The organism is Streptomyces sp. NPDC059003 (assembly GCF_042740445.1).
Lineage (GTDB): Bacteria > Actinomycetota > Actinomycetes > Streptomycetales > Streptomycetaceae > Streptomyces.
Map to the genome: position 1 here is coordinate 1 of NZ_JBHYJH010000004.1, position 17,713 is coordinate 17,713.

Annotated in this window: 17 protein-coding genes; 6 read left to right on the top strand and 11 right to left on the bottom strand. The window is 72.1% G+C overall.

Annotated features, from left to right (window positions below):
- Positions 1-136: 136 nt before the first annotated feature.
- Positions 137-541: a DUF5997 family protein gene (locus ACFWZ5_RS03255; protein ID WP_384793090.1), complete on the bottom strand. Its 405-nt coding sequence runs from the start codon at positions 539-541 to the stop codon at positions 137-139.
- A 107-nt stretch (positions 542-648) separates the two neighbouring features.
- On the opposite strand from ACFWZ5_RS03255, the gene ACFWZ5_RS03260 reads away from it, so the two are divergent.
- Together ACFWZ5_RS03260 and ACFWZ5_RS03265 are read left to right on the top strand one after the other, a co-directional pair.
- Positions 649-1,431 carry a LysR family substrate-binding domain-containing protein gene (locus tag ACFWZ5_RS03260; protein ID WP_384793087.1) on the top strand — a complete coding sequence of 261 codons (783 nt, stop codon included), beginning with the start codon at positions 649-651 and terminating at the stop codon, positions 1,429-1,431.
- A gap of 76 nt (positions 1,432-1,507) precedes the next feature.
- Positions 1,508-2,509: an alpha/beta hydrolase gene (locus ACFWZ5_RS03265; RefSeq protein WP_384793084.1), complete on the top strand. Its 1,002-nt coding sequence runs from the start codon at positions 1,508-1,510 to the stop codon at positions 2,507-2,509.
- A 33-nt stretch (positions 2,510-2,542) separates the two neighbouring features.
- Here the strand turns inward: ACFWZ5_RS03265 and ACFWZ5_RS03270 are convergent, their stop codons facing one another.
- From ACFWZ5_RS03270 to ACFWZ5_RS03310, 9 genes are all read right to left on the bottom strand, one after another.
- Positions 2,543-3,415 carry an MBL fold metallo-hydrolase gene (locus ACFWZ5_RS03270; protein WP_384793081.1) on the bottom strand — a complete coding sequence of 291 codons (873 nt, stop codon included), beginning with the start codon at positions 3,413-3,415 and terminating at the stop codon, positions 2,543-2,545.
- A gap of 178 nt (positions 3,416-3,593) precedes the next feature.
- Entirely contained in the window at positions 3,594-4,367 is a 774-nt protein-coding gene (locus ACFWZ5_RS03275; RefSeq protein WP_384793078.1) for an MBL fold metallo-hydrolase, read from the bottom strand.
- 66 nt (positions 4,368-4,433) lie between these two features.
- Positions 4,434-5,198 carry a hypothetical protein gene (locus ACFWZ5_RS03280; RefSeq protein ID WP_384793075.1) on the bottom strand — a complete coding sequence of 255 codons (765 nt, stop codon included), beginning with the start codon at positions 5,196-5,198 and terminating at the stop codon, positions 4,434-4,436.
- A gap of 167 nt (positions 5,199-5,365) precedes the next feature.
- Complete coding sequence (locus tag ACFWZ5_RS03285; protein WP_384793072.1) at positions 5,366-6,118, bottom strand: nucleotidyltransferase domain-containing protein; 753 nt, start codon at positions 6,116-6,118, stop codon at positions 5,366-5,368.
- A gap of 245 nt (positions 6,119-6,363) precedes the next feature.
- The gene (locus ACFWZ5_RS03290; protein ID WP_384793069.1) at positions 6,364-8,103 is read right to left on the bottom strand and encodes a hypothetical protein; all 1,740 of its coding nucleotides are present in this window, start codon (positions 8,101-8,103) and stop codon (positions 6,364-6,366) included.
- A 1-nt stretch (position 8,104) separates the two neighbouring features.
- Positions 8,105-10,798, bottom strand: coding sequence for a hypothetical protein (locus ACFWZ5_RS03295; RefSeq protein ID WP_384793066.1), 2,694 nt, complete (start codon positions 10,796-10,798; stop codon positions 8,105-8,107).
- Between the two features lie 213 nt (positions 10,799-11,011).
- On the bottom strand, positions 11,012-11,896 hold the full coding sequence (locus tag ACFWZ5_RS03300; RefSeq protein ID WP_384793063.1) for a helix-turn-helix domain-containing protein: 885 nt from the start codon (positions 11,894-11,896) through the stop codon (positions 11,012-11,014).
- Between the two features lie 98 nt (positions 11,897-11,994).
- Positions 11,995-12,966 (bottom strand): GlxA family transcriptional regulator, encoded by a 972-nt coding sequence (locus tag ACFWZ5_RS03305; RefSeq protein WP_384793060.1) that lies wholly within the window; start codon positions 12,964-12,966, stop codon positions 11,995-11,997.
- An 81-nt stretch (positions 12,967-13,047) separates the two neighbouring features.
- On the bottom strand, positions 13,048-13,875 hold the full coding sequence (locus ACFWZ5_RS03310; RefSeq protein WP_384793057.1) for a S1 family peptidase: 828 nt from the start codon (positions 13,873-13,875) through the stop codon (positions 13,048-13,050).
- A gap of 186 nt (positions 13,876-14,061) precedes the next feature.
- Here ACFWZ5_RS03310 and ACFWZ5_RS03315 point away from each other — a divergent pair, with 186 nt between their 5' ends.
- Positions 14,062-15,060, top strand: a complete 999-nt coding sequence (locus ACFWZ5_RS03315; protein ID WP_384793054.1) for a GlxA family transcriptional regulator — start codon at positions 14,062-14,064, stop codon at positions 15,058-15,060.
- A gap of 20 nt (positions 15,061-15,080) precedes the next feature.
- On the opposite strand, the gene ACFWZ5_RS03320 is transcribed toward ACFWZ5_RS03315, so the two are convergent.
- Positions 15,081-15,728: a class I SAM-dependent DNA methyltransferase gene (locus ACFWZ5_RS03320; RefSeq protein ID WP_384793051.1), complete on the bottom strand. Its 648-nt coding sequence runs from the start codon at positions 15,726-15,728 to the stop codon at positions 15,081-15,083.
- Positions 15,729-15,992: 264 nt separating this feature from the next.
- On the opposite strand from ACFWZ5_RS03320, the gene ACFWZ5_RS03325 reads away from it, so the two are divergent.
- The 3 genes from ACFWZ5_RS03325 (at position 15,993) to ACFWZ5_RS03335 (ending at position 17,706) form a co-directional block, all read left to right on the top strand.
- Positions 15,993-16,295 (top strand): DUF6355 family natural product biosynthesis protein, encoded by a 303-nt coding sequence (locus tag ACFWZ5_RS03325; protein ID WP_384793048.1) that lies wholly within the window; start codon positions 15,993-15,995, stop codon positions 16,293-16,295.
- Between the two features lie 142 nt (positions 16,296-16,437).
- The gene (locus ACFWZ5_RS03330) at positions 16,438-17,229 is read left to right on the top strand and encodes an SAM-dependent methyltransferase (RefSeq protein WP_384793045.1); all 792 of its coding nucleotides are present in this window, start codon (positions 16,438-16,440) and stop codon (positions 17,227-17,229) included.
- Positions 17,230-17,346: 117 nt separating this feature from the next.
- Positions 17,347-17,706: an antibiotic biosynthesis monooxygenase family protein gene (locus tag ACFWZ5_RS03335; protein ID WP_384793042.1), complete on the top strand. Its 360-nt coding sequence runs from the start codon at positions 17,347-17,349 to the stop codon at positions 17,704-17,706.
- Positions 17,707-17,713: the final 7 nt, after the last annotated feature.

The window sequence follows — 17,713 nt, forward strand, 5'->3', positions numbered from 1 at the left end:
GCAGTCGGCCCGCAGGTCGGGGTGGGCTGATCGCGGGGGGTGCGGGGACACGGCGGTGACTCCTGATGCGGGGCGGGCGGGCAGTGAGTAGGCGTACGCCCGTGCTGAGCGCAGGGGCGTACGGGGATCGCGGCTGTTACTGGCCCTGCGCCTGGCCCTTGGCGTCCTGCTCCGCCTTCTTCGCCTTGATGCGCGCGGCTTCCTTGCGGACGTCCGCCTGGGTGGCGCGCTCGCGCTCCAGCCACTCGGGGCGCTCTTCCTTCAGCGCGTCGATCTGCTCCGTGGTGAGGGCGTCCGTGACGCCGCCGCGCGCGAGCCCCGACACGGAGACGCCCAGCTTCGCCGCGACCACCTGGCGCGGGTGCGGGCCGTCGCGGCGCAGGTCCCGCAGCCACTCGGGCGGGTCGGCCTGCAGCGCGTTGAGCTCGGCCCGTGAGACGACACCCTCCCGGAACTCGGCGGGGGTGGCCTCGAGGTACACACCCAGCTTCTTCGCCGCCGTGGCGGGCTTCATCGTCTGGGAGGTCTGGTGCGACGTCATACGACAAGGGTAACGAGCAGGTGAGCGACTTGTGACCACGACCGGCGCGGGTGCCGGAGGACCTGGCCGGTGAGCCGGGCGGCGACTACTGCCGGTAGTCTGGCGCGGTGACAGGCTCGGAAGACTCCCCTACGTTTCGGCTCGCCTACGTCCCCGGGGTGATGCCCACGAAGTGGGTGCGTATCTGGAACGAGCGGCTGCCCGACATCTCCCTGACCCTCGTCCCCGTGGCCCCCGGCGACGCGTGTGCGCTGCTGCGGGCGGGCGACGCCGACGCCGGTTTCGTGCGCCTGCCGGTCGACGGCGACGACCTCAGCGCGATCCCCCTGTACACGGAGACGACGGTGGTCGTGGTCCCCAAGGACCACATCGTGGCGGCCGTCGACGAGGTGTCCACCGCGGACCTGGCCGACGAGGTCCTGCTGCACCCCCTCGACGACACCCTCGACTGGGAGCGCCCGCCGGGGGAGCCCGCCTTCGAGCGCCCCGCCACCACGGCCGACGCCGTCGAGCTGGTGGCCGCGGGCATCGGCCTCCTCGTCGTCCCGCAGTCACTCGCCCGGCTGCACCACCGCAGGGACCTCACCTACCGCCCGGTCCCGGACGCCCCCGCGTCGCGCGTCGCGCTGTCCTGGCCCGCGGACGCGACGACCGACATGGTCGAGGACTTCATCGGCATCGTCCGCGGCCGCACCGTGAACAGCACGCGCGGCCGTCGCGCCGAGGCCCCCGCCCAGCAGAAGCCCAAGCCCAAGCAGTCCGAGCAGGGCGGCGCACGCCGCAAGCCCGCGGCGGGACAGCCCTCGGGGAAGGGCCCGCGCCGAGGCTCCGGCGGCCAGAAGGGCGGCCAGAAGCCCGCGAAGCGGGGCAAGCCGCGCCGCCGGTCGTAGCCCGGAGCAGCCGGCGTCCGTCGAAGGGCGCGACGGCCGCACCCGTACGTACAGACGGTGTGATTGGCTACGCCTCATGCGTCTCAGACGAGAGAGGGCAGTGCCCCCCTTCGACCCCGAACTGGACGTCGTGCTCGCGAGGTTCGGCCCGGAGGCACGGGAGTCGATCACGCCGGAGAACCTCGCGGCACGGCAAGCGCGGGATGCCGCGTCCCGGCCAAGGCCGACCGCCGATGACCTCCGCGCCGACGGCCGCTTCGAGGTCGAGGAGCTTCGCGTGCCGGGACCGCCGGACGGACCGGAGGTCACGCTCGTGAGCGCCCGGCCGGCCGGGGCCGTCGGGCCGCTGCCGCTGCTGTACTACATGCACGGCGGCGGCATGGTCATGGGCAACGCGTGGTCCGTGCTCCCGGGGATCCTGAGCGAGTGGGTCCACCCGCTGGAGCTGGCCGTGATCTCGGTCGAGTACCGCCTCGCGCCGCAGACGCGCTACCCGGGACCGCTGGAGGACTGCTACGCCGGACTCGTCTGGGCGGCCGGGCACGCGGCCGACCTCGGCATCGACGCGGACCGCATCATCATCGGCGGGAAGAGCGCGGGCGGCGGGCTCGCCGCGGCCCTCGCCCTGCTGGCCCGCGACCGCGGCGGCCCCGGGGCCCTCGGGCAGCTGCTGCTCTGCCCGCTGCTCGACGACCGCAACAACACGTTCTCCGGCGAGCAGATGTCGGGCACGGGCCTGTGGGACCGCACCTCCAACGCGACCGTGTGGCAGGCCCTCCTCGGCGACCGCTACGGGGCCGAGGACGTCCCGCCCTACGCCGCCCCGGCCCGCGCCACGGACCTCTCCGGGCTCCCCCCGGCCTACATCGAGGTCGGGTCGGCCGAGATGCTCCGGGACGAGGACGTGGCGTACGCGAACGCGATCTGGCGGGCCGGTGGCCAGGCCGAACTCCATGTGTGGCCCGGCGCCTACCACGGCTTCGACGGCATCGCACCGAAGGCGGCCCTCAGCCTGGACGCCCGCAACGCCCGCACCCGCTGGCTCCGGCGCCTCCTGGAGCAGTCCGGTCGCCCCTGACGCCGGGCCGCGCGCCAGGTCACCGGGGACGCGTCACCAGCGGACGGCCGTGAAGTCGATCGGCTCGGGGCGCAGGTGCCGCGTACGTTCCGCCAGGCCGCGCACCCCCCGGGACATCTCGTCGGCGGGGAGGCGGCGCCGGTCCCCATGGCCGGGCAGGACCCACTCGAAGCGCAGCCGACCGGCGGTCCTGGACAGGGACGTGGCCAGCTCCTCGATGGAGTACCAGGTCACGCTCTGCGCCACTTCCAGGTCGCCGGTCGTGCGCGACCAGTAGAAGCTGTCCCCGCTGAAGCAGTACCGGTCGTCCGCCAGGTACAGCACGCTGCCCCGGGTGTGCCCCGGCAGCGGATGGGCGACGACGCCCTCGCCGATCCCGACCGGCTCGACGCCCCGGATCACCTGGTCGGCGTCCGGTGCCGCGTCGAGGTCGCCTTCGTGGATCCACAGCCGCGCGCCGTAGTGGTCGGCGTAGCGGCGGCCGTGGGCGACGTGGTCGCGGTGGGTGAGCAGGACGTCGGTGACGGGGCCCGACGCCGCGTACCGCTCGGCCAGCCCACGGCTCCAGCGCGGGGTGTCGATCATCATGGCCGTGCCGGACGGCCGCAGCAGCAGATAGGAGTTGGCCCCGGCGGTGTGCGGAGAGTTGTGGCCGCAGATCAGTACGCCGTCGTCCAGGGCCATGGGGAACGGGTCGAGCGCCGCGTCGGGTTGCCGCCCCGAGGCCGTGCGGATGGAGCGGGTGTGGCAGGCGAAGGCGGCGGCGTGTAAGCGGCGCGCCTCCGCCTCGTCGTGCGGTGGGCGCAGCACCTCCGACCTGCCGTCGGCCTCCGTGATCAGGTCGGGCGCGAACTGCCGGGCCACATCGCAGTTGGTGCACCGGCCGTCCACGTACCAGCCGTCCATGACGGGACTCCTTCCGAGGGGAACGGGACCCCGGACGGGGCCGCCCCTTCAGGGATATCCCACGCGCCGCGGCAACCGATAGGCCCCGCCGATCTGGTGCTTCGGGCCGTGATGCCATCTCACGGCCGGCTGAGCGGAAGGGTGCATATCGCCACATTGCGGGACTTGAGTTACTGGCTCAGCCAACCCCGAATACGGCGCCGGGCTCGGCGTGGTCGACCGGACCGTCGAACCGGGCCGAGGCGCGGGCCACCGCCTCCCGCGGGGTGAGGAAGGGGCCGACGTGCGTGACCACCAACCGGCCCGCCCCCGCCGCGCGGGCGGTGTCACCGGCGTCCTCCGGCGTGTGGTGGACCCACGGTTCCGTCGCGCGCGGCGCCTCCGCACTCTCGGCCTCGCACAGCAGCACGTCACACCCCTCCGCCAGGCGGACAAGACCCGAACAGGGCGCCGTGTCACCGGAGTACACCACAGACCCGCTCGAAGCCTCGGCCCGCAGGGCGAACGCGGGCATGCCGTGCACCACCTCCGCGCTGGTCAGCGTGAGCCCGCCGACGCGCACCCGATGCCCGTCGTACAGCTCCTCGACGGCGAAGGCCGACTCGACGGGGCTGCGGACGGCGCCGTTGGTGAGGAAGTGCGCAAGCCGGTCGGCGATGCCCGGCGGGCCGTACAGCGGGATCGGCGCCGCGAGCGTGATGTCGGCGTACAGCGCGCCGTAGTACGCGGTGAGGAGATCGGCGCTGTGGTCTGCGTGCAGGTGCGAGATCCAGATGGCGTCCAACTCGTCGAGCCGTACGTGCCGTTGCAGGGCGGCCAGCGTCCCGCTGCCTGCGTCCACCCACACCCGGGTGTCCCCGTGAGACACCAGATATCCGGAGCAGGGGTTGTCCGCACTCGGGTAGGGCGTCGCGCTGCCGAGCACGGTGAGACGGAGAAAGTCGCTGGTCATCGGCGGAGTCTAGAGGAGGCCCTCGCCTGCTCGACACGTATTTTGAGCCGGGTGACTCCCGGCGACTCAGGGCGCCTCGCAACCCGTCGGAGGGGATCCCACGACCGTGCACGTGTCGGTGCCGCCGCCACCGTCCACCGTGCCGAGGTTCTCCCGGACGTCGATCGTGTCGTCGCCGTCATTGCCCTCGACGGCGCCGAGGTTGTCGGCGACGGTGATCTGGTCGGCGTCCTCGTTGCCTTGGACGGTGCCGCCGGGCTCGACGCGGCTCACATCGAGGGTGTCCGTGCCCTGGCTCCCTTGGACCAGACCGGCCACGGCAGCGCCCGGGTCCACGATGACGGTGTCGTTTCCCAGTGCCGCGCGGATGTCGCCGCCGTCGGCCAGCACGCCGGACGTGGGGAACACATGGATCTCGTCGTTCCCCTGCCCCGCGCGGATCCGGCCGCCGAGCGGCCCTTCGAGGTTGAAGACGTCCCGCTCCGTCTGGCCCTCCAACTGGCCGGACGCGCTCACGGATCCGCCCTGCGCGACGGTGACGGTGTCCGCTCCGGCGCTGCCCCGGACGGTGCCGTTCACCGTGCCGTCGAGGGTGATCCGGTCGTCGCCGCCGAGCGCGTCGACGGTGCTTCCGGCGTCGACGTCCTGGCAGACGATCACGTCGGCGCCCGGGGTGCCGCTGATGGTGGTCCCGGACGCGGGCCGGCCGTTGACGGTGCAGGACGTGGCGGCGTGGGCGGGGGTGACGGCCGGGCCGAGGGCGGCCGCGGTCAGGAGTACGGCGGCGGCAGCGGTGAGGCGGGCGGTGCGGGGAAGCGAAGGCAGACGCACGAGGGGTGTCCCTTCCTGGTCGGTGGTTCCTGTGTACGGAGAGACGGCTTCTGCGTTCTGCCCACACGTGACCTGCACAACGACCCCACGCGGCCTACCCGTTGGGGTGAACCGGTGGTGACGGGCGCGGCCCGCTCACCATCGGTTCAGGGTTCAGGCCGACCGCACTACCGCGTACGCTCCGCGAAGAGCTTCTCCGCCTCCGTCACCGCCCGCTCCAGGGTGTCGGGGTCGGGCCCGAGCCCGGCCGTGATCGCGTCGATGCCGCGCAGGCCCGCCCGCTCAAGGAGGCGCTTCTCGTTGGTGACCCACTCGCCGCGCGCCGCCAGGACCGCGTGCGCCGTCTGCAGCGCTGCGGTGGCCAGTGCGCCGGCGACCTCCGTGACCTGGCCGCGCCGGGCGTACGCGCCCTTGGCGTACTGGAGCGTCATGGTGGCGTTGCCGCGCCACATGGCCGGTGCCGTCTCGCGCAGGGGCTGCGGGTAGGCGGGGCGGGGCAGGGTGCCGCGCAGCACCGTGTTCAGGGCGAGTTCGGCGACCAGCAGATAGCTGGGGATGCCCGCGAGGTGGAACATCAGCGGCTCCCAGTGGAAGCGGCCCTGCTCGGCCTCGGCGAGTTCGTGCTCGACCACGTCGAGATCGCGGTAGTGGACGTCGATGGGCCGGCCGTCGACCGTCAGCCAGGCGCCGCCGTTGAAGACGCCGCCGCCCCAGTCGCCGACCTCGGAGACCTCGCCCTGCCAGCCGACCGCCCGCAGGTCGGCCGGATCGAAGTCGCCCCGGTAGTACACGGCGAAGTCCCAGTCGCTGTCGGGGGTTTCGGTGCCCTGGGCGCGCGAGCCGCCCAGCGTGACGGCGCGCACCGCGGGCAGCGAGGCGAGCCGGTCGGCGACGTGGTCGAGGAAAAGCGCGTCGGTCATGAGGATCCGATCGTGTGGAGTGGATGACGGGTGCCGTGGGCAGACCGACCGGACGCCGGAGCACGGGCTCGGACGGCGTCGAACGGGGGCGGTGTGCCGAGGTCATCACTTCATGACGCCGACCCTACCGGGTCCCGGCACCGCTGCGGGCGGCGGGTGCGGCCGACAGCGGTGCCGGGACCGGATGGCCATGCCAGGGTGCGGGGGCCGATGGCCGCGCCAGGGTTCGGGGGCCGACGGCCGCGTCAGGTGGCGAGGCGCAGGGTGGAGGCGTGCCCGAAGCCGATGGCCGCCGCGAAGCGGTGCGTCAGCTGTGCGGGCTCGGTGAGCAGCGGGTACGCGGGCAGGACGCCCGGTGGACGGGCGGCGGCGCGCAGGAACGCCATGGTGTAGAACGCGGCCGACCAGCGCCCGCCCGGGTCCCGCCACTCGCGTGCGGCGACGGGACGCCCGATCTCCGTGACGGCCGGATTCCGCTGGGCGAGCCGGGCGAAGAGCCGGGCCGGGTCGGTGGCCCCGGTCGTGAACTGGCCGTGGTACATCCGCATCCGGCGGTCGTGCCCCTCGCCCAGCCACTGGAGCAGCCGCTGTTCGTAGTCGGCGGTCTTGATGCCCGTCAGCGTGGCGTTCAGCTCCAGGTCCAGATCCCACCACTCGCGCCACGCCTGGGTGAAGGCGTCGGCGTCGCCGCCGAACAAGTGCGGCGGATACCTGGTGCTCAGCGCGATCCGTGACCGGGTGAAGAGCGGGAACAGGCCTGATATCGCGCTGCTGAACCCGCACATGGTCACATGCCGCAGCCCGGGTGGCGGGTCCGGCACCGAACGGAAGTAGGGCGTCCCGGGCAGCGGCGACAGCTGGTCGACGGGGGCACTCGTGCCCTGCCACCGGCTGAAGTCCCCCCGGAGCCGGTATCCGAACCGGTGCAGGAAGTGCACCACCTCAAGGAGCAGGCGGTGCATGCCCTCCTGGGAGGCGAAGGGCTGCCACGCGTGCTGCTCCTCTCCGGCCCCGGCGCGCCCCTTCGCTTCGGGCTTGAGGGCGGGGAACACCGGCAGGACGAGCAGCGCCGGGCGTCCGGAGGCGTGCTGGGCCTGGACGAGGGACATCTCCCGCATCAGGTGCCGGTAGCCGAGGACCACGTAGGGCTGGTCGGCGGCCGCCGCGCCCTGGCTCACCGCGTACGGATACCCGGTGCGGAAGGGATAGGTGGTGTGCGGGAACGTCGGTGTGTCGGTGCTGGGCGTGAAGTAGCAGACGACGTCCATGCCGCCCTTGGGCACCGGACCGGCCGCCCGGGGTGCCCAGACGCCGACCAGGAACCGCGGCTGCTCGGGGTGGGCCCCGGTGACGCTGCCGTACTCCAGCCACAGGAAGCCCCCGGTGTCCTTGAGCGCCACGGCGGTCTCGACGCTGCTGAGCCGGTCCCAGGCGTCCTTGGCCGGGTCGCCCAGCGCGGTGGGCGCGCTGCCGGAGGTGTCCTTGAGGGAACGGAAGGCGATCTTCTGGCCCCACAGGGAGGCCGCCTCGGGGCGCGGCAGATTCAGGTTGGCGTACCGGCGGGGGAGGCCGTCGCCCTCCACGAAGAAGACGCCGTTCTGCTCGGCCGCCGCCTTGGTCCCCGGGAAGGGCGGCGGGGTCACCGGGGCCTGCCGGATCCGGCCGAGTTCCAGGGTGAGGTCGATGGTGCCGCCGTCCTGGGTGACGAGGGCGCCGCGGTTGTCCCAGTCCACGTCCGAGCCGGGAGTCCGGCGCAGGGTCACGGACTCCTCGGCGTAGTCGGGGTGGGCGACCCGCAGTTCGATCCGCGTCCAGGTCCCGGACAGCAGCGGCACGAGGACCCGCGGGCGCTCCAGGGTGAGCCGCGCGTCCACCGTGCGGCGGCCGTCGCCGTCGGTGAGGGCGAGTGATACGGCCGCCTCCTCGGCCGCCGTCGGGCGGCGGCCGAGCACGTCGGTGGCGGTGAGCGTGAACCGTGGCGGCATCTCAGATCTGCATCCCGGTCTTGGGGTCGTACCGCACCTCGGACGCCACGATCTGGTCGGTCGGCAGGATCTCGATCCAGGTGTCGAAGACCTTGAACGGCTCGGCGCCGCCCGCCTCGAAGCCCTTCTCCAGCGGGTCGAAGCCGCGCTCGTACACCTTGTCCGTGGGCAGGTAGTTGACCGGAGTGCCGTCCGGAAGGCGGTCGCTGACCTTCTGCCGCGACTTCTGCCACTCCGCCGAGACGACCACCGCCAGATAGCGGACCGCGTCGTGCAGGGTGAGTCTGTCCGCGGTGAGGGTCCGGTAGCGGGCGGCGAGGTTCGGGTCCTTCCACACGTAGCTCTTGAGCACGGCCAGCATGCGGGCGCGCTCGCCGTCGACGGACTCCACGTACAGGCTGTCCAGGCCGTCGGTGCCCTCCACACCCGCGTTGGTCAGCCAGTCCAGGGCCTCGAACTCCTTGCCCTGCCGGATGGGCACGATGGCCTTGACCCAGGGAGCGTTGAGGAAGGCGTTGCGCAGGTTGTCGCCGTCGAGCTGGAGCAGCCAGCCGAGCGAGCTGCCGAGCCGCGCGGGTGCCGAGCCGGCGGTGATGTAGTAGTCGTCGGCGTCGCTGATGCCGCTGCCCCAGGTCACGACGGTGCTCTTCTCGAACTCCTGCGTGCCGTCGCCCCCTTCGACCCCGATGTGCTGCTTGCCCGCGAGCTTGTTGGGCACCCACCACTCGGGTGCCACGAAGTACAGCATCTTCTCGACGTCGAACAGGCTCTGCACCAGCTCCGCCATGACGTGGTGCGCCTGCTGCCCGGTGCCGCCGGAGAGCCCGGCGCCGGTGAACAGCTGCCGCACCAGGTCGCGGTAGACGACGATCCGCTCCTCCTCGCGCAGGTCCGCGAAGGGACGCGGGGCGATCTCCGAGGCGATCTCGACCCGCTCCTGTGCCGCCTTGTAGAACGCCTCCTTGGCGGCGCGCTCCTTCTCCTGGTCGACCTGCTTCAGACGCTCCTTGTTCTGGTCCTCTATCTCCTTGCGGTACGCGGCGGACGGTGCGTACGTGACGGTGAAGCGGTACGAGAAGACGTCCTCGTCCTCGCTGTGGCCGACGATCCGCACCGCGAGGACGTTGCTGCCCTTGGCCGTCTCGTGGATCTCCAGGGCGGCGACGTTGTTGTTCAGCCACTGCACGTCGCCGTGGCGCTGATAGGTGAACCCGTGCTTGGGATACAGCACCCGGTCCGCGAGCCGGGTGTCGAACTCGTCGTCGTCGGGACCCTTCCAGGAGCCCTCGACGGTCTCTTCGTACTCCTCCGGCACGGGGATCAGCTGGGTGGGCTGGACCTGGGACTCCGGGGGCTGGGCGATGTGGACCAGCTTGGCGGTGCCGAGCTGGTCGCCGGGCCGGTCGACGTAGGTCTGCCAGCACATCTGGGTGCCGATGTCCTGGACCTGCACGCCGACCTGACGCATCTTGCGGCGCAGCTCGTAGTTGACGAGCTCGTCGGTGGTGTTCTGCAGCAGATAGCGCTTGCTGGAGGTGTCGGTGGTCTCGACGACGGTCTTGAACGTCGACTTGAAGCTCCGCTTGATCTCCGTGGAGAGTTTGATGGTCTGCTGGCGGAGCTGTTTGTGCGTCTTCTCCTTGGCGGCCCTGCGGGTGTTCTCGGTCTCGTAGCTCGTGGAGGCGGACGCCTCCGTGTTGAACACGCCGATGCCGCCGCTCGCGCTCGCGGCGAGGCTGACGCCGAACTTGGTGCTGTTCTCGTTCTCGTCGCGCACGGAGGCCGCGAGCTCGTCCTGGACGGTGGACTCCCGCTCGGTGCGGTCGGTGGTCTCCGTGGCGGCTTCGGTGGTGCGCTCCGTGAGGGTGCGGCGGGTGCTGGTCTCGATCAGTTCGACGCTGGCGCCGGGGCTGAGCCAGATGTGCTGCACGGGTGGGCCGAGGAACGAGTCGAACTCGAAGAAGTACTGGCGGAAGAGGTGGACGAGACCCAGGGGCGACAGCGAGGCGTCCGCCGGGCTCGGCGCCGCGCTCGCCCGCGGCCCGGACACCGGCGCGCCGAGGAGCCCGGCGAGGGCGTCGACGACGGGGACGTCGACCAGGCGGCCGCCCGCGGCGTACATGGCGTGCAGCACGTCGTAACGGCCGGTGGCCTGGAGCTGCTTGAGGGTACCGGCGATCTGGGACTCCCGGGCGGCGAGGGCCGCCTTGTCGGCGTCCGCGTCGGCCAGGAGTCCGGCCGCGTGGGGGTTCCCGCCGTTCCCGCCGCCCTGTGAGATCTTCGACTCGGCGATGCGGAGCAGCGCGGCAAGGCCCTCGGGGCCGACGAGCCGGTCCCAGACGGCCGGGTCGGTGAGGTCCTCCCGCTGGAGCCGCGCGACCAGCTCGCGGGAGACCACCGTGTCGAGCGCGGACGGCAGCGCGGAGACGACACCGGGCGCGGTCTTGCCGGGTGTGATGGTCAACGCGGCCTCGGCCCCCTCGGCCGCCGACGCGCCGCTGGGCGGGGTGAGGCTGTAGGAGGGCCGCATCTTCTCGGTGAGGGCCGCGGCGAGCGACCGGTGCACCGCGGAGCCCTTCGCGCCGAAGCGGTTGGCGAGCCGGGCGGAGCGCCAGCCGAGCAGCGGCTGGTACACGCCGTACAGCTCGGACGCGTACGGGAGCGAGCCGTTGAACTTGGCGAGGTTGACGATCATGCGGGCACTCCCGCCACGGGGAGGGCGGGACCGGCCGATCTGGGGCGAGTCTCCATGCGCTCGCTCTCCTTTCCCCCGGGCCGGACCGGTCGGCCCGGCGAGGACATCACTGTCGCCACCGGGCGAACCCCTGACCACTTCCGTTCCGCTCAGTGGACCGGAGGGGCGTGGTCCGACAGGAAGGGGAGCGGGGCCGCCAGGGGCCGCCAGGGGTCAGCGGGGGCTCGTGGAGCGCGTCAGCTCGTCGCGGACGTCCATGAGGAACTGCCGGGTGCGCGCGCTGGACAGTGCGTAGGTGCTCATGTGGTCGAGGGCCTCGCGGAAGAGCGCCACTTCCTCGGGGTCCTCGCTGTACTGGCCGCGGCTGAGCGTGTCGACGCACACGACGTCGGGCAGCTCGGGGATCTCGAAGCGGAACACCGTGAACGGCCCGAAGCCGCCGGGGTGCAGGCCGGCCTCGAAGGGGCAGATCCGCAGGGTGACGTTCGGAAGCTCCGCCATGCGCAGCAGCTGGTCGATCTGGCCGCACATCACCGCGCGGCTGCCCACCGTGCGGCGCAGGCAGGTCTCGTCCATGACGGCCCACAGCCGCGGGGGTTCGGGTTCGGTGCGGGTGAGGATGTCCTGTCGCTTCAGACGCAGACTCACCCTGCGCTCCACCACGTCGGCGGTGACGCGGGGCAGCCCCGACCGCAGCACCGCGTGCGCGTACTCCTTGGTCTGCAGAAGGCCCGGGATCACCTGCGGTTCGTACGTGTGGATCCGGGCGGCCGCACCTTCGAGCGACACATGCACACCAAACCAACTGGGCAGCACGTCACGGAAGCTCTGCCACCAGCCGGGAGCGTTGGCCTGCTCCGTGAGCGCGAGGAACTCCTCGGTCTCGGCGGGCCCGGCTCCGTACAGCTCCAACAAGGCTTTGACGGTCGCCCACTTCAGGGAGGTCTCCGCCTTCTCCATGCGCGTGATGGTGGTCTGGTCGACGCGCACGCGCGTGGCCGCCTCGGCAGCAGTGAGACCGGCGCCGTCACGGAGGAGGGCGAGCCGCCTCCCCAGCACGATCTGGAGCACGGTCGGGGCGGACCGCGGCGCAGTCACGTCAGGCCGTCCCTTTCCCCTCGCGCGGCTGATCCCGCGTTGTCCTGCTCTGTCCCGCGGTGGAGTCTGCCACGGGGGAGGGGAGGCGAAACAGAGCGTCAGTCGGCCTTTTGCACGGTGCGGAGTGCGGCCCGGTGGGCGCGGCGGTAGTCGCGCGGCGTGGTGCCGGTGAGCGCGCGGAAGTGGTGGCGCAGGGCCGCTGGTGAGGTGAAGCCCGTGCGGGCCGCGATGTGTTCGACGGGGGTGTCGGTCTCCTCCAGGAGGCGCTGGGCCTCCTGGAGGCGGGCACGGAGCAGATACTGCAGCGGGCTCAGACCGGTGTGCGCGCGGAAGCGGCGGGTGACGCTGCTGGGGCTGGTGCGGGCGTGGGCGGCGATGTCGTGGAGCGTGAGGGGCTCGTGGAGGCGGGACCGCAGCCACCGGAGCGTGGGTTCCAGGCCCGCGCTCTCCGTCAGCTCCCGGTCGATGGTGTCCTGCACGTCGTCCGCGTACGAGTGGAGCGGCGTGATGAGCTCCCGGGACGTCTCACCCGCCACCCGCCGGCCGTGGTCGCGCGCCAGCAGGTGCAGACACACGTCCATGCCGCCGAAGACCCCCACCGCCGTGAGGAACGGCCCGTCCTCGACCGCGGTGCCGAGCGGGTCGACGCCGATACGGGGATGGCGCGCCGCCAGCTCCTCCATGTGCCGCCAACTGGTCGTGGCACGCCGCCCGTCGAGGAGCCCGGCCGCCGCGAGCGTGAACGTCCCGGTGCCCACGGCGGCCATGCGGCTGCCGCGCCCCGCCGCCGTACGCAGCGCGGTGAGGACCTCCGCCGGCGGCTCCGTACGAGGGCCGTCGTGCCCGAGGACCAGGACGACGTCCGCGTCCGCGAGGCCGTCGAGGCCGTACGGCGTGCTGATGCGGAGCGGGGCCGGGGCGCCGGTCGTCCGCAGGCCGGGAGCGGCGCACAGCCTGACGTCGTACGCCACGTCCCGGTGTTCGCGGGAGGCGGTGCCGAACACCAGGCCCGGCACGGTGAGGTGGTGCCCCGGGACTCCGTCGAGGGCGAGGACGGCGATCACTGACATGAGGGCGAATCTAACCCCGCTCTCCGTGTCCCCCGGCCGTCCACGCCCTCATGCCCCCTCGTGGTCCTCAGCCCCGCCCGGTCAGCGGTTCTCGTGGAGCGTCTTGTTGATCCACTTCTTGTACACGGGCACGTTGGTGTACAGGCCGGGTCCTGTCGAGCACGTGCTGTCCCAGTCGCCGTCCCCCGAGGTGGCGCCGACGAGCTCCCAGCGGCCGCCCGCCGTGCGCTGGAGCTGCGGGCCGCCGGAGTCCCCGAAGCACGCCATGGCCTTAGGCTTCAGGCTGACCGTGCACAGCCGAGTGTTGTCGACACGGCCGAAGCACTCCGCCTCCGACCCCCTGCGGGTGTCCAGCTCCTGCATCCTGGCCGGGAACTTCGCGTCCTTGAGGTCGGCGATGTCGATGACCGTGCCGAAACCGAGGATCCGGGTGTGCGTGCCCGCCGGTCCCGTCTTCGCGGCGATGCGCAGGGGCTTCTGGGTGACGGGGCGGTCCAGGCGCACCAGCGCGAGGTCGTTGCGGCTGGGGGCGCCGTCGTCGTCGACCGGCACATAGCCCGGGTGGACGACCGTCTTGTCGATCTTACGGACCGTGCCGCCGGTCTTGCGGTGCTCACTGCCGATCCGCACCGTCCCGGCGGGCGTGGACTCCTTGACGCAGTGCGCCGCGGTGAGCACCCACTGCCGGTCGATGAGCGTCGCCCCGCACTGGGCGTCGGCCTCCTTCATCGGGATCGTCGCCATGAACGGATAGCGCTGTGTCGAGTCGTGCCCGTTGACGATGGCTCCGGCGCTGCCGGTCATCACCGTGGCGCCGAGGAAGGCCGTCGCACCGGCCGTCGCGAGTGCGCTCGTGAGCAGGCGCCGACGCCGGGGTGAGGTGGGGGCGGGGGAGTGCGGGTAGTGCATGGGACGGCCTTTCGCATGGGACAGCGGGACAGGGATATCTGCGCAGCGAGATGCCTGGCCGGCGGGATATCCGGATCGCGGCGGGCCGGGCGCTTCCTCGCTTCCGGCCCTGCTCACCGTCATCCTCCGTGGCCAAGGGGAGCCCGAAACAGCGGCTCGGATGTCACCCTCGGCTAAATTCTGGACATGTCAGTGATCGCCGTCCTCGCCCTCGACGGAGTCCCCGGGCACCAGCTCACCGCTCCCGGGTCCACCTTCGGCACGGCCGCCCACCACCACCCGCCGGTGGCGTACGACGTGCGGGTCTGCGCGGCCCCGGGGTTCAAGGAGACGGGCGGCCCCGGTTCCTTCCGCGTCGAGACCTCCTGGGGCCTCGAGGGCCTCGACGACGCCGACACCGTGCTGCTGCCCGCGCATACGGCCTTCCGGGACGCGCCGCCGCCCGACGTCGCCGCCGCCCTGCGCGCCGCCGTCGCGCGCGGCAGCCGCGTCGGCGCCATCGGCACGGGCACGTTCACGCTCGCGGCCACCGGACTCCTCGACGGCCGCCGCGCCGCCACGAGCCGCCGCCACACGGACGAACTCGCCCGCCGCCACCCCCGCATCACGGTCGACCCCGAGGGCGCGGTCGTCGCGGACGGCCCCTTCCACACCGGCGCGGGCGTCCTCGGCGGCGTCGACCTCTGTCTCCACCTGATCACCCTCGACCACGGCGACGCGGTGGCCATCGAAACCGAACGGCAGCTGTTCCTACGGCTCCACGACCCGGCCGCCGACGAGCAGGCGCCCGACGCCGCGTACAACGCCGTCACTCTGCCCGGCAGCACCATCGAACCGGTCACCCGGTGGCTGGAGGCCCAGCTGCACCACCCGCTGACGCTCACCGACATCGCCGCCCACGCGGGCACCGGTGTCCGCACCCTGACCCGGCGCTTCCGCGCCGAGACCGGGCTCACCCCGCTCCAGTACCTGCTCCGCACCCGCATCCAGCGGGCCCAACGGCTCCTCGAACGCACCGACGACCCCGTGGAGCGCATCGCGACCCGAACCGGCCTCGGTACCCCCGCCAACCTGCGCCACCACTTCCAGCGCCTGACGGGCACGACCCCCAGCACGTACCGCACGGCCTTCCGGACGCTCGTCGCCGACATCACCTGGCCCGAGCGCGACGAATCCGGGGTGTAGCCGGTTCACACGGTCGAGGCCTACGCCTTGCGGGCGAGGAGCTGGACCTCCTGGAACTGCCGCTGGTCGGTGGGCTTCGGCTCGATCACCGTGCGGCCCGTCTCGACGAGCCCGTGGTCGCGCAGGAGCGCGGCGAAACGGTCGGGGTACCAGCGGTAGGCCGTCGCCACCGCGTGGTCGTAGGCCTGCGTCTCGTGGTCGGGGCCGTCGGTGGCGGGGAAGGCGATCAACAGGTGCCCGCCGGGAGCGAGGACCCGGGCGACCTCGGCCAGGATGGCGGGCAGTTCCCGCGGCGGGGTGTGGATGACGGACCACCGCGAGAGCACCCCGCCCAGCGCGCCGTCCTCGATGTCCAGCGCGGCCATCGAGCCGACCTCGAACCGGAGTCCGGGGTGCGCCGCGCGAGCGAGCTCGATCATCGCGGGGGAGGCGTCGACACCGAAGGCGTTCAGGCCCAACCCGTGCAGGTGAGCGGTGACGTACCCCGGCCCGCAGCCGAGGTCTGCGACGTCGCCGTCACCGTCGGCGCGCACCACCTCCGCGAAGGCGCTCAGGAGGGCGCGCTCCAGGGGGCGGTCGCGCAGGGAGTCGTGGAACAGCTCCGCATAGGTGGCGGCGACGGCGTCGTAGGACTCACGGGTGGCGTGCAAGGTGTCGAGTTCGGTCACCCGGAGACCGTAGCGGGTGCCCGATGCATGCGCTTCAAGAACAGGGGGCGGAGGACCTGTGCGACCGCTCACACGCGAAACCGGGATCCGCCGTCCTGGCGGGGGAGTTGGCCAAGATCATCCGTTCGGCCTACATCGAAACGTTTCTGCAGGTGAACGGCGCGGTGTTCCGGGAACCCGCGTGGCGTAGCGCGGTGATCCTCAGGGCGTTGATATCCGACTCGGCGCGGTGACAGCAGTACGCCGCGTCAGCAAGCCCTCACCATGGAGTTCTCTGTGCGTATCCGTCACATGGCGACCAGCGTCCTCGGCTCTGCCGCCCTTGTCCTGTCCTCTTTGGGGGTCGTGACAGCTGCCGCGAACGTGGCCGCCGCCGACCCGTGCGGCTTCTACGAGACGAGCTCTGACGCCTACTACAACCACTGCACCTCCGACGGCTCGCGGGTCGTCATCCAGGTGCGGGTGGCCCTGGCGCCCGACTACGAGCGGTGTGTCGGCCCGGGCAGGACGTGGCTGGGATCCGCCGGGAAGATCCAGGGCGCCCACTACGTCGGCCGCACCTGCTGACGCGCAGTCGTGCCGAAGGGCGGGGCGTGGACGACCGGTTGCCTGTGGGGCCGGTCGTCGGCGCCCCGCCGGGCGCGGCTGGGCGTGTTGAGCGGGCGCGCCTACGTTATGGGGTGACGTCGAGCCGACTCGGGGAGTTCTCATGCCGTTTGACGCCTCGCTCATCAACAGTGGTGTGCCGCATTCCGCGCGGATCTGGAACTACTGGCTGGGCGGTAAGGACTGTTACGAGATCGACCGGCAGGTCGGTGACCAGATCCGCGCGGCGAATCCGGGGATCATCGACATCGCCCGGGCCCAGCGGGCGTTCCTGGTCCGCGCCGTGTCGCAGCTGGCCGGGGAGGCCGGGATCCGCCAGTTCCTGGACGTCGGCACGGGCCTGCCCACCGCCGACAACACCCATGAGGTCGCCCAGCGCGTCGCACCCGAGGCGCGCATCGTCTACGTCGACAACGACCCCATCGTCCTCGCCCACGCGGAGGCGCTGCTCACCAGCACCCGCGAGGGCGCCACCGCCTACATCGACGCGGACATCCGCGACCCGGAGGCCATCCTGCGCGGCGCGGCCGCCACGCTGGACTTCGCGGAACCCGTCGCGCTGATGCTCCTGGGCATCACCGCGCACATCGTCGACGACACCGCCTACGCGATCGTCGGCCGCCTGGTCGACGCGCTGCCCTCGGGCAGTTACCTGGTGCTGTGCGACGACACGGAGGTCATCAACCCCAAGGCGATGCGCGAAATGATCGACCAGTGGAACGAGGCGGGCGACAACCCGCGGGTGAACCGCAGCCCCGAGGAGCTGGCACGGTTCTTCGACGGCCTCGACCTGCTGGAGCCGGGCCTGGTGTCGGTCTCCCGGTGGCGCCCCGGACCGGCCGACGCCGACGCCGAGGAGGTCGACGACTTCGGGGCGGTGGGGCGCAAGCCCTGAGCGCGGCGGTGTCGGCGGGATCACTGTTGACCTCAAGCGCGATTGAGGTTGTTGAGTGAGGTCTTGAAGTGATCACCGGCCCCCGCACGACGGGGTCTTGAGGAAATGAGCGGTTTGATGAGTGCCGAGCGTGGGTTTTCTTCGATCATCGACTACACCGTCGACGGGCCCGAGACGCAAGCGGAGCTGGTGGCGGCGTTCGCCGCGATCCAGGAGCGCTGGGTGCGGTTCTACCCGGGGTACCGGTCGGCCCGGTTCCATGTGAGCACGGACGGCACGCGCGTCATCAACGTCGTGGACTGGGAGAGCGAGGCGGACTACCGCCACTTCGTGGCGACGTCGGACACCGACGGGCGGCTCGCGGCGATCCAGGGCGCGCTCGACGGGCTCTCGGGCAAGGCCGAAGCACGGATGACCGGGGCGCCGACGTACACGGTGGTACGGGAGATCGGCCCGGGTCCGCAGCGGGGCGAGTGAGCAAGCG

Coding starts and splice junctions, on each gene's coding strand:
- ACFWZ5_RS03255 (WP_384793090.1), bottom strand. CDS start 541: ATGACGTCGCACCAGACCTCCCAGACGATGAAGCCCGCCACGGCGGCG.
- ACFWZ5_RS03265 (WP_384793084.1), top strand. CDS start 1,508: ATGCGTCTCAGACGAGAGAGGGCAGTGCCCCCCTTCGACCCCGAACTG.
- ACFWZ5_RS03270 (WP_384793081.1), bottom strand. CDS start 3,415: ATGGACGGCTGGTACGTGGACGGCCGGTGCACCAACTGCGATGTGGCC.
- ACFWZ5_RS03275 (WP_384793078.1), bottom strand. CDS start 4,367: ATGACCAGCGACTTTCTCCGTCTCACCGTGCTCGGCAGCGCGACGCCC.
- ACFWZ5_RS03285 (WP_384793072.1), bottom strand. CDS start 6,118: ATGACCGACGCGCTTTTCCTCGACCACGTCGCCGACCGGCTCGCCTCG.
- ACFWZ5_RS03290 (WP_384793069.1), bottom strand. CDS start 8,103: ATGCCGCCACGGTTCACGCTCACCGCCACCGACGTGCTCGGCCGCCGC.
- ACFWZ5_RS03295 (WP_384793066.1), bottom strand. CDS start 10,798: ATGATCGTCAACCTCGCCAAGTTCAACGGCTCGCTCCCGTACGCGTCC.
- ACFWZ5_RS03305 (WP_384793060.1), bottom strand. CDS start 12,966: ATGTCAGTGATCGCCGTCCTCGCCCTCGACGGAGTCCCGGGGCACCAC.
- ACFWZ5_RS03310 (WP_384793057.1), bottom strand. CDS start 13,875: ATGCACTACCCGCACTCCCCCGCCCCCACCTCACCCCGGCGTCGGCGC.
- ACFWZ5_RS03315 (WP_384793054.1), top strand. CDS start 14,062: ATGTCAGTGATCGCCGTCCTCGCCCTCGACGGAGTCCCCGGGCACCAG.
- ACFWZ5_RS03325 (WP_384793048.1), top strand. CDS start 15,993: ATGGAGTTCTCTGTGCGTATCCGTCACATGGCGACCAGCGTCCTCGGC.
- ACFWZ5_RS03330 (WP_384793045.1), top strand. CDS start 16,438: ATGCCGTTTGACGCCTCGCTCATCAACAGTGGTGTGCCGCATTCCGCG.
- ACFWZ5_RS03335 (WP_384793042.1), top strand. CDS start 17,347: ATGAGTGCCGAGCGTGGGTTTTCTTCGATCATCGACTACACCGTCGAC.